Raw genomic sequence first — 15741 nt, 5'->3', positions numbered from 1 at the left:
AAATGTCAGCGCATGTTGACGAACTGCAGCGCCACGTCGAGGTCTTTGCCCTTGAGCAGCGCGATGACCGACTGCAGGTCGTCGCGGCTCTTCGACTGCACGCGCAGCTCGTCGCCCTGGATCTGGCTCTTGACGCTCTTGGGCCCCTCGTCGCGGATGATCTTCGCGATCTTCTTCGCGTCCTCGCTCGAAATGCCGTTCTTGAGCCCCACCTCGATGCGGAACTCCTTGCCGCTCGCGTACGGCTCACCCGTGTCGAGGCTGCGGATGCCGATGCCGCGCTTGATCATCTTCGACTCGAGCACCTCGAGCACGGCCTTGACGCGCTCCTCGGCACTCGCCTTGAGCAGCAGCCTCTCGCCGCTCCACTCGATCGACGCGCCCACGCCCTTGAAGTCGTAGCGCTGCGCGATCTCCTTCTGCGCCTGGTTGACGGCGTTCTCCGCCTCCATCTTGTCGACCTTGCTCACGATGTCGAATGAGGAATCAGCCATTCGCCCATGGTAGCCGCCACCCCGGGCTGCCGGTCGGTCTCGCGTCAGGTGCGCATGGTGGAATGGCGCATGCTCTCGCGCCGCGCCCTCGCCACGCTCATCGGCGGGCTGCTCGCGGGCGGTCTCGTGCTCGCGCTCCTCATCTCCCTCGTGCTCGCTCCGCGCGACGGCGGTGGGGATGCGGCCCCACCCGCCCCCACCGAGGCCGCGCCCGCACCGCGCTGGGCGGCCCCTGCCGAGGTGCCCCCCGGGGCCTCTGAGCCCCCGCGCCCCGGGGTCGCGGGCCTCGCCGACCCCGAGTGGCTCGCCGCCGTCGCCGCCGAGACGGGCATACCGGAGCGGGCGCTCGCCGCCTACGCCGGCGCCGCGATCGCGAAGCGCGGCGAGCGGCCCGAGTGCGACCTCGGCTGGAACACGCTCGCCGGCATCGGCTGGGTCGAGTCGCGGCACGGCAGCTATGGCGGAGCATCCATCGCCGATGACGGCACCGTGAGCCCGCCCATCATCGGCATCGCTCTCGATGGGTCGACGACCGCGCTCATCCCCGACACCGACGGCGGCGCCATCGACGGTGACGACGAGTTCGATCGCGCCGTCGGCCCCATGCAGTTCATCCCGGGCAGCTGGGCCAACTGGTTCGTCGACGCGAGCGGCGATGGGCTGGCCGACCCGCACAACATCGACGACGCGTCGCTCGCCGCCGCCAACTACCTGTGCCGCGCGACGCCGACCCTCGGCGACGAGGAGTCGTGGCGGGCGGGCATCGCCGCCTACAACTCGGCGAGCAGCTACCTCGACGCCGTCGCGACGCGCTCCGCGTTCTACGCGCAGGCCGCCGCGGATGCGGTGCCGTGAGACCGTCTCGCGATGGTCACACGAGGCTCGTACCTCTTGTATCCTTGACTCGCGCTTCCGCTCGGTGACCACATCGGTCGGGCGCGCACCCGGCGAGTTACCCTAGCGGCCAAAGGGATCTGACTGTAAATCAGACGGCTCAGCCTTCGGGGGTTCGAATCCCTCACTCGCCACCCATGACCGACACCTCGCTCCTCGCCATCGCCCGCGGCATCGCCGTGGAGGCCGCCGAGCGGGTCGCCGAGGCGCGCCGCGGCATCGTCGAGGTCGCCGATGTGAAGTCCTCCTCGGTGGATGTCGTGACGCAGGTCGACCGCGACACCGAGTCGTTCATCCGCAGCCGACTGCTCGAGCTGCGGCCCGACGACGCGTTCCTCGGTGAGGAGTCGGGGGGCGGAGGCGGCACGAGCGGCCTCACCTGGGTCGTCGACCCGATCGACGGCACGGTCAACTTCCTCTACGGCATCCCGCACTACGCCGTGAGCATCGCGGTGGTCGAGGGCGAGCCCGACCCGCAGAGCTGGACGGCCCTCGCCGGTGCGGTCGTCAACCCGGCGACGGGCGAGCTCTTCACCGGCTCCGCTGGCGGGGGAGCGTTCCTCGGCGAGCAGCCGCTGCGCGTCGCTCAGCCCGACTCCCTCGAGCGCACCCTGCTCGCGACGGGCTTCGCCTACGACGCAGCTGTTCGCGCTGAGCAGGGCGCGGTCGTCGCCCGTCTGCTCTCGCGCGTGCGTGACATCCGCCGCATGGGCACCGCCTCGCTCGACCTGTGCGCCGTCGCGGCGGGTCGCGTCGACGGCTACTTCGAGCGCACCCTCAACCCGTGGGATCACGCGGCGGGCGCGCTCATCGCCGAGGAGGCTGGCGCGCGCGTGAGTGGCCTCGGGGTGCCGCGGCCCAGCACGGCGTTCCTGCTCGCGGCTCACCCCGAGCTGGCCGCTGTGCTCGAACCCCTCCTGATCCAGGTCGATGCCGGTGGGTCTGACGGCCCGTGAAGCCGGTGAGCAGAGTCTGCGAACAAGATTCATGGACTGGTCGAATCGCCTCGGAGCGGTTACTCTTTATCAATCCGTGATAATCGCGGAGGTTGACCGTGTCTCTTTCCCGAGAAGGTCCACTACCCACGTTCGAGTTCCAGAACCCGACTAGAGATGTGATCAAGGCCTACCGATACCCGTGACAGACGAGCTGCAGCCGCGGAACAGCGCCCCCGAGACGGACGCCACCGCCCTCCCCGGAACCCTGCAATCCCTCGGCTTCACATTTGGTGAGGAATCCCCGGCAACTCAGCCCGTCGAGGTTCCGCTCGAGGCCGTCTCCACGACGCCCGCGCCCCTCAGCCGTCGTGCCTTGCGCGAGGCGGAGAAGTCGAGTTCGCGCCGCCGCGGTCGTGCCGGTGGGCGCAAGGACCGTCGCGCGAAGGCCGATGCACGCGCGACTCCTGCGGTTGCCTCGCCCGCCGCGCCTCCCGCTCCGATCGACCCCGCCGATGTGGCGACCGCACCGCTCGACGCGGTCGACGACACGGCGGCCGAGGCTTCCGCGCTGCAGGCCAGCCCGGCCTCGAGCGCGGCGGCCTCGGTCGCGACGGCACCGACCGCGTCAGCACCGAGCGCACCCGAGCCGTCCGCCGTGGTCGGCCCCGTGCATCCCGCCTCATCGCGCGGTCGCCGCAGCGTGGCGACGCGCACCCCGGCCAGCCGCCCGCCCGCCACCGCGTCAGCGCCCGCCCGCACCCGCCTCGGCAAGCGGGTCGCCCAGAAGACCTTCCCGCCCGTCGTCATGGCGGCGGCCGCTGCGCTTCTCATCGGCACCTCCGTGCACCCCAGCGCCCTCTTCGATCCGGATGCTCAGCCGGCGTCGGCCGCCTACGCCGCCATCCCGACCAACGAGCTCGAGTCGACCGAGGCCGCCGCCGCCGAGCCGGCGCCGGAGATGGTCGAGGACCAGGTGCTCGAGATCGCCCCGACCGAGAGCGTTGCCGCCCCGGTCGCGAGTCGCGACGACTGGTCGGTGACCTCGTACGCCGAGATGCTGCGGCTCAAGTACGGTACTCGCAACTTCTCGTATTCGACCAACGGCACGGGTGCTGTGCGGTGGCCGTTCCCGAATCCGGTGCCCATCAGCTCGGGCTTCGGCGACCGCGTTGCCCCTTGCTTCGGCTGCTCGTCCTACCACCGCGGCCTCGACATGCTTGGCGGAGGGGGCAATCCCATCTACGCGATCGCCGACGGCGTCGTCACCGGCGTCGGCGAGTACACGTCGTACGGCTACCGAGTCGAGATCTCGCACACGATCAACGGGCAGAGGGTCACAAGCCTGTATGCCCACATGGAGTGGGACAGCTCGCCACTCAAGGTCGGGCAGGAGATCCCGGTGGGGACTCTCGTCGGCACGGTTGGCAATTCGGGGCTCTCCACGGGGCCGCACCTGCACCTCGAGATCGCCATCGACGGCATCGAGATCGACCCCTTCGCCTGGCTCACGACGAACGCGAGCTAGGACGAACGCCCGGTAGTCGGGCGTAGCCTCAGGCGGCCACCCACACGGTCGTGTCACTCGGTACGGCGCCGGCCTCGAGCGGGTCGCTCGCGAGGATGACCTCGCCGGCCGGCAGCTCGACGGGAGCATCGCCGAGGTTCGCGATGACCGTGACGCCGCCGTTGCGGAAGGCGAGCACGTCGTCGGCGTACCCCTCGAGCCAGGTCAGCGTGCCGAGGCCGAAGCCGTGCTCGGCGCGCAGCGCGAGCGCGAGACGGTAGAGCTCGAGCGTCGAGCCCTCGACGCCGGCCTGCGCGGCGTGCGCGAACCGCGCGAACGTCTCCGGCTGCGGCAGCCAGCTCTCGCCGGTCGTGTTGAAGCCGAAGGCGGGAGCGTCGGGCTCCCACGGGATCGGCACGCGGCAGCCGTCGCGCCCGTACACTTCCCCGCCGGTGCGGTGGAACGACGGGTCCTGACGGTACTCGTCGTCGAGCTCGATGACCTCCGGCAGGCCGAGCTCTTCGCCCTGGTAGAGGTAGGCGCTGCCCGGCAGTGCGAGCATGAGCGCCGTGGCTGCGCGGGCGCGGTGCAGCCCGAGAGCGGCATCCGGCTTGTCAGAGGATGCCGGGCCGATGCCGGCGCCGGGGCCCGCCGCATGCGGGGCCAGGCCGAGGCGGCTCGCGTGGCGCACGACGTCGTGGTTGGAGAGCACCCACGTGCTCGGCGCGCCCACGCCCGTGAAGGCCTCGAGCGACTCGGTGATGACGTCGCGCAGGCGCGGCGCGAGCCACGGGGTCGCGAGGTAGGAGAAGTTGAAGGCCTGGTGCATCTCGTCGGGGCGCACCCACAGGGCGGCCTTCGCGAGCGGCTCGACCCAGGCCTCGGCGCACAGCACGCGGTCGCCCTCGTACTCGGCGAGCACGGCGTGCCAGTCGCGGTAGACGGCGTGCACGGTGTCCTGCCCCCAGTAGGGAACCTCGAGGGAGCCCATAAGGCCCTCGGCGAGCTCGCTGTCTTCCTCGGCGGCCTCCTCGATGTCGGGCAGGCCTTCGGCCTTCATGAGACCGTGGGCGACGTCGACGCGGAAGCCGTCTGCGCCACGGTCGAGCCAGAAGCGCAGGATCTGCCGAAACTGCTCCCACACCCACGGGTTCGTCCAGTCGAAGTCTGGCTGCGTGCTGTCGAACAGGTGCAGGTACCAGTCGCCGGGGGTGCCGTCAGCGTTGGTCGTGCGCGTCCACGCGGGGCCGCCGAACATCGAGTGCCAGTTGTTGGGGGGCAGCTCGCCGTTCTCACCCGTGCCGGGGCGGAAGATGAAGCGATCGCGCTCGGGTGAGCCGGGGCCGGCCGCCATGGCCTCCTGGAACCACTCGTGCTCGCTCGAGCAGTGGTTGGGCACGAGGTCGACGATGACGCGCAGGCCCAGCTCGTGCGCGCGGTCGCGCAGTGCGTCGAAGTCGTCGAGGGTGCCGAAGATGGGGTCGACGTCGCAGTAGTCGGAGACGTCGTAGCCGGCGTCCTTCTGCGGCGAGCGGAAGAAGGGGGAGAGCCAGACGGCGTCGACGCCGAGGTTCGCGAGCGACTCGAGCCGCTGCGTGATGCCGGCGAGGTCGCCGATGCCGTCGCCCGACGCGTCGGCGAACGACCGCGGGTAGATCTGGTAGATGACGGCGGAGCGCCACCACTCGGAGCCCGGGGCAGAAGCCAGCTCGCGGGGGTGCCCGGAGGGCAGGGTGGCAGTCGCGGTGTTCTCGTGAGGCATGACGACCACGATACGGCCACCGCGCCCCATGTGGAAACGGTTCCATCCTCGCTTCTCGCGCCACACGCGTGCGATCGGGCCGGGAGCGTAGTGCTAATCTGTTGCGGTGCCGTTTCGCCCTCCGGGCTCTACGGTCGCGCCCCGATAGCTCAGTGGTAGAGCACTTCCATGGTAAGGAAGGGGTCGTCAGTTCAATCCTGACTCGGGGCCCTGGCCCTCTCGCACACAATGCGGGAGGCCTACCCGGCGGGGTAGCTCAGGTGGTTAGAGCACACGGCTCATAATCGTGGTGTCGCGGGTTCGAGTCCCGCCCTCGCTACCAATGCGAAGAGCCCCGCCTCGGCGGGGCTCTTCGCATTGGTATCCAGGGTGTCGCCGAGAACCTTCCTGGGCCCCCACCGCGCAGTCCGCGGCGCCGCGCAGCGGCGTCGAGGCGGCACGGTAGGGATCGAGTCCCGCCCTCGCTACTCAGTACCCTGCGCCTCGCAGTAACCTGCGCCCGTCAGTACCCCTCGGGCAGATCTTTGAGCTGCTGCAGGGCGAGCTGCTCGCGCAGGTCCTCCTTGACGGCGTCCATGCTCGCGCGCCGCTCCTCCTCGGTCTGCTCGGCGCCGACGGGGATGAGCCGCGCCTGGGTGAGCTCGGCGAGGGTCTCCTCGCGCGCGACCGCGAGCAGGGCGTGCGTCTGGGCGGGGTCCTCCTCGATCTCGCGCAGGCGGTCGACCACGCCGCGCAGGATGCGGGCGCGCGTGCGCTGATGCTCGGCGTCCTGCCGCGCATTGGCGGCGGCGCGGCGGGAGAGCCCGAAAGCGCGGCGCGGCGCGGCGCTGGCCGCTTCGAGCCGCTCTGCGGTCTGCGTCAGCTCGGCCATGAGCGTCTCGATCTCCCGCCGCGCGAGCTCGATCATGACCTCGTCCCGCCACGGCTCCTCGTCGCGCAGCGTCAGCATGATGATGCGGTTCTTGATGGCCAGGCGCAATGCCGAGCGGGCCACGAGCACGCCCTCCTCGACGGGGCTCGCCGGCAGGTGCGGTCGCCCCGCACCCCGAGGGGACGGGCGGGAGGCATCGGGCGACGGCATGGTGTCCTTGCGTGAGGAGAGCGGTGCTCTCAGAGTACGGCGCTGGGCTGTCTGCGGCGCTGTGCGCGCATCTTGTCGCGACACGCCGAGACCACAACATCTAGGGGAATGACAACCGTGTCATTCCCTGTATATAGTGAGAGCCCTAGCCGCCGGGGGCGGAGAATTCATACCAAGAGGAGGTCCGCAATGGACAACGACAACGACACCGTGGGCGGCTACGACGTTCCCGTCGACCCCATGGACATGCTGCAGTGCGACAGCTGCCAGTAGGCATCGCACCCACGAGCTGATACACGGTTCTGCCGAGGCCCCGGTCCACCACGAGGTGACCGGGGTTTCGTGCTATCAGGAGACCGCGCGTAGCGCACCGTCGAGTACAGGAGGCCGGTCGTGAGCATCACCGTCGATGCCCTGACGCCCGAACTGGGGCGCTCCTCGACGCGCCTCGCCTCCGACGCTGAGGTTCTCGATCGCGTGCATCGCACCCTCGGCCCCGTCGACGTCGTCGCCGAGCACGACGGCGCTCTCAAGGCCTCGCGCGTGCTGCAGGTCGTCACGCGCGGCGAGGAGCGCGCGGTCGTCAAATGGCATCGGGATGCTCTGCCGCACCGTCGCGAAGACACCGCCCTGCAGCACCACACTCCCGCGCTGAGCGGCGACGCGCCGCGCCTCGTGCTGAGCGACCCGGCCCTGCGCCTCGTGGTCGTATCGCACGTGCTCGGCGAGCAGGCCGCGGGCACGGAGCTCGAGCACGACGAGGCCGTGCACGCTCGCGCCGGCGAGCTGCTGAGGCGCCTGCACGACTCCGCCCCACCCGTGCGCCACGACCGCTTCGGCCCGATCATCGCCGCCGACTTCGAGCGCTGGAGCACCCTCGCCGACGACCTGTGGGGCGAGCGGGGCGCCGAGGAGCGCCACGCCGCCCGGCAGCACGTCGCCGCGGCCCTCGACCTGGGTGCGCTCGACCACGTGCCCGCGCACCGCCAGCTGCACCCGCGGCACTGGGTCGTCGACCCCGGGGGCCGCGTGCGCTTCGTCGACTTCGCCGCCTTCGAGTTCGAACCGTGGTCGGCCGACCTGCTGTGGCTCGAGTACGGGGCGTGGCGCGACGCGCCCGCCCTGCGCGCGGCCTTCCTGCACGGTTACGGGCGCGTGCCGAGCGAGCGGGACGAGCTCGTGCTCGGCGCCGTCGCGGCCGTGCGCGGGCTCGAGCTGCTCGTGCGCGGTGAGCGGCGCGGCCATGCGGCCGAGAGGATGCTCGGGCGGAGCATCCTTGATCGGCTCCTGGGCACCGCCCTCTTCTGAGCCCGCCGCCTAGACTGGGCGGGTGCCCGTGAACCCTGATCTGACCGAGCGCGAGTTCGCGCCGACGGCCCCCTACCTCGTGGGGCGCGAGAAGGTGCGCGAGTTCGCGCGTGCCGTGCTCGCGACCTCGCCGTTGCACCACGACCCGGCCGCCGCGCAGGCCGCCGGCTACGCGGACGTCGTCGCCCCGCCGACCTTCCCGATCGTCATCGCCGAGGCGACCCTGCAGCAACTGCTCGCCGAGCCTGACGCGGGCATCGACTTCAGCCGCGTCGTGCACGGCGACCAGCGCTTCACCTACACGCGCCCCATCGTCGCCGGCGACGAGCTCACCGCGACCCTGCGCGTGACGAGCATCAAGACGCTCGGCGGCAACAGCATGGTCGCGAGCGAGAGCACGATGGTCGACGCCGAGGGTGCCCACGTCGTCACGAGCGTGTCCACCCTCGTCGTGAGAGGGGACGACTCGTGAGCCTCGCAGAGAACCTGGGCCTCGAGGTCGGCCAGGTCGTCGCCGAGCAGACCTTCGCCCTCAGCCGCGACACCCTCGTGCGCTACGCGGGGGCGAGCGGCGACTTCAACCCCATCCACTACCGCGACGACGTCGCCGCGTCGGTGGGCCTGCCGGGCGTGCTCGCGCACGGCATGCTCACGATGGGTGTCGCCGTGCAGCCCGTCGTCGATTGGCTCGACGGCCGCGGCTGGGTGAGCGACTACCAGGTGCGCTTCACGCGCCCCGTCGTCGTCGACCCGCAGGCCGGCGCCGAGGTGGCGGTCACGGCGACCGTCGGCGTGATCGACGACGCCGGCGCGCGCATCGATCTCACCGCCGTCTATGACGGGCAGACCGTGCTCGGCAAGGCGCAGGTGCGCATCAGCGCGCACTAGCTCCTCGACCCTCATGAAGCTCAGCGACCTGACGACCCTGCGCATCGGCGGCGAGGCCGAGCGCTTCGTCGACGCGACCGAGACCGACCATCTCGTCGAGACGGTGCTCGAGGCCGACCGCGTGGGCGAGCCGTGGCTCGTGCTCGGCGGCGGCTCCAACGTGCTCGTCGGCGATGACGGCGTCGAGGGCGTCGTCGTGCGGGTCGCGACGCGGGGCATCGAGCGACTGCCGGATGCGCCCGGCTCGGCGCGCCCCATCCGCCTGCGCGTGCAGGCCGGGGAGCCGTGGGAGGCGCTCGTCGAGCACACCGTGCGCCAGGGCTTCTCGGGGCTCGAGGCGCTGTCGGGCATCCCGGGCTCGTGCGGAGCCGCCCCCATCCAGAACATCGGCGCCTACGGGCAGGAGCTCGCCGAGAGCCTCGTCGCCGTCGAGGTGCTCGACCTCGACTCGGGGGAGCGCGCGACGTGGCCCGCGCCCCTGCTCGAGCTCGGCTACCGCACGAGCAGCATCAAGCAGGGGCGTCGCGCGGTCGTGCTGAGCATCGACCTCGCCCTGGGCGCCGACGAGGATGCTCGTAGCCGACCCGTGCGCTACGCCCAGCTCGCCGACGCCCTCGGCGTCGAGATCGGCGATACCGCGCCCCTCGTCGGTGTGCGCGCCGCGGTGCTCGCGCTGCGGGCCGCGAAGGGCATGGTGCTCGACCCCGACGACCCCGACTCGGTGAGCGCCGGATCGTTCTTCACCAACCCCATCGTGAGCGAGGCTTTCGCCCGAACTCTGCCAGGGGAGGCGCCGCGCTGGGCGCAACAGCCGGAGGCGCCGACGCGCGCCGTGCCGCTCGGCGCCGAGCCCGCCCCGCCGCCGCCCGTCGTCGAGGGAACCGTCAAGCTCAGCGCCGCGTGGCTCATCGAGCACTCCGGCATTCGCCGCGGCTTCGCACTCGGCTCCTCCCGCGCGGCCGTCTCGCGCAAGCACACGCTCGCGCTCGTCAACACGGGCGGAGCGACGGCGGCCGAGCTCGCCGAGCTCGCACGGTACATCCAGACGCGCGTCATGAGCGAGTTCGGCGTCGTGCTGCACCCCGAGCCGGTCTTCCTCGGCGTCGAGCTCTAGTCCCGGCCTACAGCACCCACTTGAGGCTGTCACCTCCACAATTCAGGAGTGAGAGCCGCCAAATGGCCCGCACGGGGGCGCCGTCGGCGTGTCACCAGGCACCCGCTGCAGAAACTCCTGAATTGTGGAGAAGCCGCGCGGCGATCACGCCGTGGCCGCTGCGCTTTCGGCTAGAGGAGCCCGCGCTCCATCGCGAGGGTCACCGCGCGCGTGCGGTCGCTCACGCCGAGCTTCTCGAAAGTGCGCAGCAGGTGCGTCTTCACGGTCGCCTCGCCGAGGAAGAGGCGCTCGCCGATCTCGCGGTTCGAGAGCCCTTCGGCGACGAGCCGCAGCACCTCCGTCTCGCGCGGCGTGAGCGCGGCAGGCGCCGGCTCGCGCATGCGCGTCACGAGCTGCGCGGCGATCGACGGCGAGAGGGCGACCTCGCCCGCGGCGACCGAGCGCACCCCCGCGACGAGCTCCTCGGCCGGGGCGGCCTTCAGCAGGTATCCGCTCGCGCCCGCCTCGATCGCGGCGAGGATGCTCGCATCCGACTCGTAGGTCGTGAGCACGAGCACGCGGATCTCCGGCGCGCTCTCCCGAATGCGCGCCGTCGCCTGGTCGCCCGTGAGCCCGGGCATCCTGACATCCATGACGACGAGATCGGGGCGCAGCGCGAGGGCGCGACCCACGGCATCCTCACCGTCGACCGCCTCGCCGACCACCTCGATGCCGTCCTCGGCCTCGAGGAGCGACACGATGCCGGCGCGCACGACCGCGTGGTCGTCGGCCACGAGTACGCGGATCACAGCGCGAGCTCCTGCACGCTTACCTCGGCGGTGAGCCGCGTGCCCTCACCGGGGGCGCTCGTGACGCTGAGCGAGCCGCCCACGAGGGCGAGGCGGTCGCGCATGCCGGGCAGCCCGAACCCGTCTGGTGCGTCGTCCGGGTCGAAGCCGATGCCGTCGTCGGTCACGGTGACGCGCACGGCGCCGTCCCCCGCGACGAGCCCCACCTCGATGCGGGATGCTCGCGCATGCTTGCGCGCATTCGCGAGCGCCTCCTGCGCACAGCGCAGCACGACCACCTCGAGGTCGCGCGGCAGCACGAGCCTCTCCGGCCCCTGCACGGTGACGGTGATGCCCGTCTCGCGCTGGAAGCGCTCGGCGATGCGGCGCAGAGCGTTGAGCAGATCGAGACGGGTCTCGCCGGTCTCGACGCTCGCGCCCGCCGCCACGAGTGCGCGCGTCTCGGCGAGCACGCCGCGCGCGTTCTCCTCGATGAGCGCGAGCGTCTCCACCGCGCCCGCGCCCTCCCGCCGTGCGCGCTGGGCGAGCATGACGAGCCCCGTGAGGTCTTGCGCGATCGTGTCGTGCAGTTCGCGGGCGAGGTGCTCGCGCTCGGCGGCGGCTCCGGCGTCGCGGTGCAGGGCGGCGATCTGCTCCTGCGCGCCCTGCAGCTCGGTGAGCAGGCGGCCCCGCTCTTCGCCGAGCTCGACCATCCGGGTGATCCAGAAGCCCATCGCGAGGCTGAACCCGAGGGCGAGCGACTGCGTCACGAGGATCTGGATGATGTCTTCCGGCCCGGTGCCGATGCCGATGGCGAAACCGACGCCGACCGCCACGGCGATGAGCACGTTGCCGACGACGGCGTCACGCGAGCGGGCCGCGAAGACCCACGAGATCGGGTACGCGAGCGCCTGCAGGATCGCGAGGGTCGGGTACCCGGCTGTGCCGATGCCGGCGGCGGCGGTGACGAGCAGCACGAGCGTCCACGACGGTGCCTCCGACTCCGCGCGACGGTCGCCGACAACGGCCCACGCGACGACCAGCAGGGCGATGCCCGTGAGGGCGAGCGTGAGGCGCCACGGAGTCTGCAGGTTGACGATGGCGAGCACGCCGGTGAGGGCCGCCATGCCGAGCACAGCGACCCACCACCAGCGCCTCGCCGTCATGCGGCCGAGCCTAGCCACTCAGCTGTCCTTGCGGATCCAGCGGAAGGTGAGGCGGGCGAGCACAAGACCGACGACGAGCCACAGACCCAGCACCAGGGCGACCCCGGGCAGCTCCCACGACTCGTTCGGCTCGAGAATCACGAGCTCCTCGGGCAGGAACACGCTGCGCATGCCCTGCGCCATCCACTTGAGGGGGAAGACGCTCGCGAAGTTCTGCAGCCAGTCCGGCAGGTTGCTGAACGCGAGGTACACACCCGAGATGAACTGCAGCACGAGCGTGATCGGGATGACTACGGCCGTCGCGCTCTTGCCGCTGCGCGGAACAGCGGAGAGGGCGATGCCGAGGATCGCCGAGGTGACGACACCGAGCACGAACACCCACGCGAACACGAGCCAGTTCTGCGGCTCCTCCGGCAGGGGCACGCCGAAGACGGTGAAGCCGAGGGCGAGCAGCACCGCGGCCTGCGCGAGTCCCGTGACGAACGACTGCCCGAGCTTGCCGATGAAGTAGCTCACCACCGGAAGGGGAGAGCCTGCGAGCCGCTTGAGCGTGCCGTCGCTCTTCTCGAGCGCGATATCGATCGCGAGGTTCTGCACACCGCTCAGCAGCAGCCCGGCGGCGAGCATTGCGGGCAGGTAGAACCACGCGGCGCTCACGTCGTCGCCGTCGGCTGTCTGGCCGAAGCTCGCCTGGCTGAACGACACGCTGAAGATCGTGAGCATGACGACCGGGAACAGGAACGTGAAGAACACGGTGTCGCCCTGGCGGAAGTACGCGCGCACCTCGTAGCCGATGCGCAGGCCTCCGAGGCGGATCGCCCGCAGGATGCTGCCGCCGACAACGTGCGAAGTCGTGCGGGGTGCCGGGGGGGTGCTCGTCGTCGCGCTCATCGTGCGACCTCCGTCTCTGTCGTGGTCGGTTCTGCGTCATCCGAGGTCGAGGCCTCGTGGCCGATGAGGTCGAGATAGACGTCTTCGAGGCTCGGGCGGATCACCTCGAGCGCCTCGGGTTCCGGCCCGAGCCGGTCGAGCAGGGCGGCGACGAGTGCGCCCGGTGCGTCGGTGCGCTGCTCGCGGTGCTCACCAGACTCGCGCCAGCGCACGATCGGAATGCGAGCATCCGCACCGCCCAGCTCGCCGATCGGGGCGAGGTCGACCATGCGACCACCCGCGATGACTCCTGCGCGGTCGCCCAGCTGGGCGGCCTCGTCGAGGTAGTGGGTCGTGAGGAGGATCGTCGTGCCCTCGCTCTGCAGGGTGCGGATGAGGCCCCAGAAGCTGCGGCGCGCCTCGGGGTCGAAACCCGTCGTCGGCTCGTCCAAGAACAGCAGCTCGGGGCGGCCGATGATGTCGACCGCCACGTCGACGCGGCGACGCTGGCCCCCCGAGAGCTTGCGGATGAGCGTGCTGCGCTTCTCCTCCAGCCCGACGGCGGCGATCACCTCGTCGACGTCGCGCGGGTTCGGGTAGAACGAGGCGAAGTGCCGCAGCTGCTCGACGACCGTGACGTTGCCGCTCTCGCCGGAGGACTGCAGCACGATGCCGAGCCGCGCCTTCCAGTCGAGGCCGCCGCGACCGGGGTCGACGCCGAGCACGCGGGCCTCGCCCGAGGTGCGGGCGCGGTAGCCCTCGAGGATCTCGATCGTCGTCGACTTTCCTGCGCCGTTCGGGCCGAGCAGGGCGAATGTCTCGCCCCGGTGAATATCGAAGTCAATACCGTCGACGGCGGCGAAATGGCCGTAATTCTTGCGCAATTCGCGCACCTCGACGACGTTCTCGTGTGTGGTCATGCGACTACTCTGCGCCTGGCAGCCCGGTCGCGACAACGGCCGTTAGGCCTACTCTGCCGTCCACCGACCGGTGGACCCCCCCGTTCGTGTTCTTAACTCAGGCAGGAATCGGGTGTGTGCGGGGTCAACCGGTCACCACCGCACTCTCTGCCTGAGTTGCGAACGATATGAGCGCATAAAGTGGCTCTTCGCAATCAAGCGGGTAGGTGGGGTCTGAATCCGCCGCTTTCGAGCAGGCTGCGGGCGATGTAGTTGCTGAGGTTGCGGAAGCCGAGCGCACTGCCGCGGAGGTGTTCGAGTCGGCCGTTGATCGCCTCGGTTGGACCGTTCGAGGTGCCGGGCAGGTCGAAATAGGCCAGCACGTCGCCGGCGCGGCGATGCAGGGTGCGGCCGAGCTTGCCCAGCTCGACGAGGACTTCGGGAACGCCGTGACGCAGCGAGTCGATCACCGCTTGCAGGGCTCGGCGCCCGGCGGCTCGGTCGGGGTGCCGGTAGGCGGCGACGATGCTCTGGTAGACGGCCCAGGTGGTCTCGACCTCGACATGCTCGTCGATGGCGAACACCGCCTCGATGCGGGCGCGCTGTCGGTCGGTGAGGAACGCTTCCCCGGTGTGCAGGGCGCGGCGAACACCATAGAGCGGATCGCCGGCGTGGCCGCGGTGGCCGAGGGTGTGCTGTTGGACGCGTTGCCGGGTGCGGTCGAGGGCGTCGCCGGCGAGCTGGACGACGTGGAACGGGTCCATCACCTCGATCGCGTCGGGGAGGGCTTCGGCGGCGGCGGTCTTGAAGCCGGTGAACCCATCCATCGCGACCACCTCGATCCCGGCCCGGAACGCCGGGGACTGCTGCTCGAGCCAGGTCTTGAACACCGGCTTCGATCGGCCCTCGACCATGTCCAGCAGCCGCGCCGGACCCGTCCCGTCACGCACCGGGGTCAGGTCGATGACCACGGTCACGTAGCGGTCCCCGAACCTCGTGTGCCGCCAGACGTGTTCATCGACACCGATCACGGTGACCCCATCGAAGCGGGCCGGATCGCCGATCAGCCTCCGACGGCCTTCCTCCAAAACAGCACTGTTGGCCGTGTGCCAGGACACCCCGAGCCGAGCTGCGACTCGGCTGATCGTGAGATGGTCCACGACGAGCGCGGTGAGCGCCCAGGTGAGCGCTCCACGGGACAGCTTCGACCTCGGCTCAGCCGCCGCGGTGCTGTCCTGCCGCCACGACCTGCCGCATCCCGAGCACCGGTAGCGGCGCACCCGCACCAGCAACGTCGTCGGCCGCTCGCCGAACGGGACATGCGCGAGCCGTCTCGCCTCGGTGCCGCGCGAGACACCCTCCGCCCCGCACCACCGGCACCACTGGTCCGGCTCCACGATCCGGCACTCCAACACCGCCCGATGTGCCTCGATCCGCTGCCCGGCGACCACGAGTCCGAGCTCCTCGAGACGGCAGAAGACAGTCAGATCGGCGGGGTCGAAGGTAGCGTTGAGCACGTCGAGGTCTTTCTCGGATGGTGAGCCTGAAGAACTTCCATCCTGGAAGACCTCGACCCTGTCTCCAGACCCCGACGCGCTACCGACCTACCCCCTCAACTGCGAAGAGCCCATAAAGTGCGCCCGCATTTCGCAGCCTCTACACTCAATGCGCACACCAGCACGACTGTTTATCGAGGGGGAATTCCATGAAGCGCATTACGACCGAACTCGTCGACGATATCGACGGCACGGTTATCGAGCCCGGTACGGGCGGCACCGTCGCCTTCGCGCTCGACGGCACGAATTACGAGATCGACCTCGGTGACGACAACCAGCGGGCGCTGCGGGATGCTCTCGCACCGTTCATCGCCAACGCGCGCTCGACGGGCCGCCGTGGCGGTGCTGCCCCGCGCAAGCGCTCGAGCGGCTCGAGCGACACGGCAGCCGTGCGCGAGTGGGCGCAGCGCAACGGCTACACGGTGGGCGACCGCGGGCGCATCCCCGCCGAGATCCGCGAGGCGTACGCCGCCGCGCAGCGCTGACGCCGCGCGGAGCGA

The 15741-nt window shown here is 70.7% G+C and carries 16 protein-coding genes and 3 tRNA genes; 11 read left to right on the top strand and 8 right to left on the bottom strand.

Translation table 11 applies throughout. The features are described from left to right. Positions 1–5 precede the first annotated feature (5 nt). A complete protein-coding gene (locus HUJ41_RS11200; RefSeq protein WP_152583625.1) occupies positions 6–494 on the bottom strand; it encodes a YajQ family cyclic di-GMP-binding protein in 489 nt (162 codons plus the stop codon). A gap of 6 nt (positions 495–500) precedes the next feature. On the opposite strand from HUJ41_RS11200, the gene HUJ41_RS11195 reads away from it, so the two are divergent. From HUJ41_RS11195 to HUJ41_RS11180, 4 genes are all read left to right on the top strand, one after another. Further along, on the top strand, positions 501–1349 hold the full coding sequence (locus HUJ41_RS11195; RefSeq protein WP_246299225.1) for a lytic transglycosylase domain-containing protein: 849 nt from the start codon (positions 501–503) through the stop codon (positions 1347–1349). 91 nt (positions 1350–1440) lie between these two features. Next, positions 1441–1522 (top strand) — tRNA-Tyr (locus HUJ41_RS11190). A 3-nt stretch (positions 1523–1525) separates the two neighbouring features. Further along, positions 1526–2344, top strand: coding sequence for an inositol monophosphatase family protein (locus HUJ41_RS11185; protein WP_179872616.1), 819 nt, complete (start codon positions 1526–1528; stop codon positions 2342–2344). Positions 2345–2525: 181 nt separating this feature from the next. Next, positions 2526–3851: a M23 family metallopeptidase gene (locus HUJ41_RS11180; RefSeq protein WP_152583623.1), complete on the top strand. Its 1326-nt coding sequence runs from the start codon at positions 2526–2528 to the stop codon at positions 3849–3851. A gap of 28 nt (positions 3852–3879) precedes the next feature. On the opposite strand, the gene HUJ41_RS11175 is transcribed toward HUJ41_RS11180, so the two are convergent. Beyond that, complete coding sequence (locus tag HUJ41_RS11175; RefSeq protein ID WP_179872615.1) at positions 3880–5592, bottom strand: glycoside hydrolase family 13 protein; 1713 nt, start codon at positions 5590–5592, stop codon at positions 3880–3882. 138 nt (positions 5593–5730) lie between these two features. On the opposite strand from HUJ41_RS11175, the gene HUJ41_RS11170 reads away from it, so the two are divergent. Both HUJ41_RS11170 and HUJ41_RS11165 read left to right on the top strand, forming a co-directional pair. Then, positions 5731–5802, top strand: a tRNA-Thr gene (locus tag HUJ41_RS11170). Between the two features lie 35 nt (positions 5803–5837). After that, positions 5838–5914, top strand: a tRNA-Met gene (locus tag HUJ41_RS11165). Positions 5915–6094: 180 nt separating this feature from the next. Here the strand turns inward: HUJ41_RS11165 and HUJ41_RS11160 are convergent. Further along, the gene (locus HUJ41_RS11160; protein WP_179872614.1) at positions 6095–6673 is read right to left on the bottom strand and encodes a hypothetical protein; all 579 of its coding nucleotides are present in this window, start codon (positions 6671–6673) and stop codon (positions 6095–6097) included. A 393-nt stretch (positions 6674–7066) separates the two neighbouring features. Between HUJ41_RS11160 and HUJ41_RS11155 the strand changes: the two genes are divergently transcribed. From HUJ41_RS11155 to HUJ41_RS11140, 4 genes are read left to right on the top strand one after another with little or no spacing between them, the layout of a single operon-like run. Next, positions 7067–7981, top strand: a complete 915-nt coding sequence (locus tag HUJ41_RS11155) for an aminoglycoside phosphotransferase family protein (protein WP_179872613.1) — start codon at positions 7067–7069, stop codon at positions 7979–7981. A 22-nt stretch (positions 7982–8003) separates the two neighbouring features. Then, positions 8004–8453 carry an FAS1-like dehydratase domain-containing protein gene (locus HUJ41_RS11150; RefSeq protein ID WP_179872612.1) on the top strand — a complete coding sequence of 150 codons (450 nt, stop codon included), beginning with the start codon at positions 8004–8006 and terminating at the stop codon, positions 8451–8453. Beyond that, on the top strand, positions 8450–8869 hold the full coding sequence (locus tag HUJ41_RS11145; RefSeq protein ID WP_246299224.1) for a MaoC/PaaZ C-terminal domain-containing protein: 420 nt from the start codon (positions 8450–8452) through the stop codon (positions 8867–8869). Before HUJ41_RS11150 ends, HUJ41_RS11145 begins: the two co-directional genes overlap by 4 nt. A 13-nt stretch (positions 8870–8882) precedes the next feature. After that, positions 8883–9983 (top strand): UDP-N-acetylmuramate dehydrogenase, encoded by a 1101-nt coding sequence (locus HUJ41_RS11140; RefSeq protein WP_246299223.1) that lies wholly within the window; start codon positions 8883–8885, stop codon positions 9981–9983. A gap of 170 nt (positions 9984–10153) precedes the next feature. On the opposite strand, the gene HUJ41_RS11135 is transcribed toward HUJ41_RS11140, so the two are convergent. From HUJ41_RS11135 to HUJ41_RS11115, 5 genes are all read right to left on the bottom strand, one after another. Further along, complete coding sequence (locus tag HUJ41_RS11135; RefSeq protein ID WP_152583617.1) at positions 10154–10771, bottom strand: response regulator; 618 nt, start codon at positions 10769–10771, stop codon at positions 10154–10156. Then, positions 10768–11916 (bottom strand): sensor histidine kinase, encoded by a 1149-nt coding sequence (locus tag HUJ41_RS11130; protein ID WP_179872610.1) that lies wholly within the window; start codon positions 11914–11916, stop codon positions 10768–10770. Before HUJ41_RS11130 ends, HUJ41_RS11135 begins: the two co-directional genes overlap by 4 nt. A gap of 18 nt (positions 11917–11934) precedes the next feature. Then, the gene (locus HUJ41_RS11125) at positions 11935–12807 is read right to left on the bottom strand and encodes an ABC transporter permease (protein WP_179872609.1); all 873 of its coding nucleotides are present in this window, start codon (positions 12805–12807) and stop codon (positions 11935–11937) included. Further along, on the bottom strand, positions 12804–13706 hold the full coding sequence (locus HUJ41_RS11120) for an ABC transporter ATP-binding protein (RefSeq protein WP_179872608.1): 903 nt from the start codon (positions 13704–13706) through the stop codon (positions 12804–12806). The genes HUJ41_RS11125 and HUJ41_RS11120 overlap by 4 nt, the downstream gene beginning before the upstream one ends. Positions 13707–13900: 194 nt before the next feature. After that, positions 13901–15202 carry an ISL3 family transposase gene (locus HUJ41_RS11115; protein ID WP_179872018.1) on the bottom strand — a complete coding sequence of 434 codons (1302 nt, stop codon included), beginning with the start codon at positions 15200–15202 and terminating at the stop codon, positions 13901–13903. Positions 15203–15390: 188 nt separating this feature from the next. Between HUJ41_RS11115 and HUJ41_RS11110 the strand changes: the two genes are divergently transcribed. Beyond that, entirely contained in the window at positions 15391–15726 is a 336-nt protein-coding gene (locus tag HUJ41_RS11110) for a histone-like nucleoid-structuring protein Lsr2 (RefSeq protein WP_152583613.1), read from the top strand. Positions 15727–15741: the final 15 nt, after the last annotated feature.

Source organism: Microcella indica (assembly GCF_013414345.1).
Lineage (GTDB): Bacteria > Actinomycetota > Actinomycetes > Actinomycetales > Microbacteriaceae > Microcella > Microcella indica.
Note: the sequence above shows the minus strand (reverse complement) of the source record. Positions and strands in the feature narration are given on the sequence as shown.

Coding starts and splice junctions, on each gene's coding strand:
- HUJ41_RS11120 (WP_179872608.1), bottom strand. CDS start 13,706: ATGACCACACACGAGAACGTCGTCGAGGTGCGCGAATTGCGCAAGAAT.
- HUJ41_RS11160 (WP_179872614.1), bottom strand. CDS start 6,673: ATGCCGTCGCCCGATGCCTCCCGCCCGTCCCCTCGGGGTGCGGGGCGA.
- HUJ41_RS11195 (WP_246299225.1), top strand. CDS start 501: ATGGTAGCCGCCACCCCGGGCTGCCGGTCGGTCTCGCGTCAGGTGCGC.
- HUJ41_RS11200 (WP_152583625.1), bottom strand. CDS start 494: ATGGCTGATTCCTCATTCGACATCGTGAGCAAGGTCGACAAGATGGAG.
- HUJ41_RS11140 (WP_246299223.1), top strand. CDS start 8,883: ATGAAGCTCAGCGACCTGACGACCCTGCGCATCGGCGGCGAGGCCGAG.
- HUJ41_RS11110 (WP_152583613.1), top strand. CDS start 15,391: ATGAAGCGCATTACGACCGAACTCGTCGACGATATCGACGGCACGGTT.
- HUJ41_RS11130 (WP_179872610.1), bottom strand. CDS start 11,916: ATGACGGCGAGGCGCTGGTGGTGGGTCGCTGTGCTCGGCATGGCGGCC.
- HUJ41_RS11185 (WP_179872616.1), top strand. CDS start 1,526: ATGACCGACACCTCGCTCCTCGCCATCGCCCGCGGCATCGCCGTGGAG.
- HUJ41_RS11175 (WP_179872615.1), bottom strand. CDS start 5,592: ATGCCTCACGAGAACACCGCGACTGCCACCCTGCCCTCCGGGCACCCC.
- HUJ41_RS11125 (WP_179872609.1), bottom strand. CDS start 12,807: ATGAGCGCGACGACGAGCACCCCCCCGGCACCCCGCACGACTTCGCAC.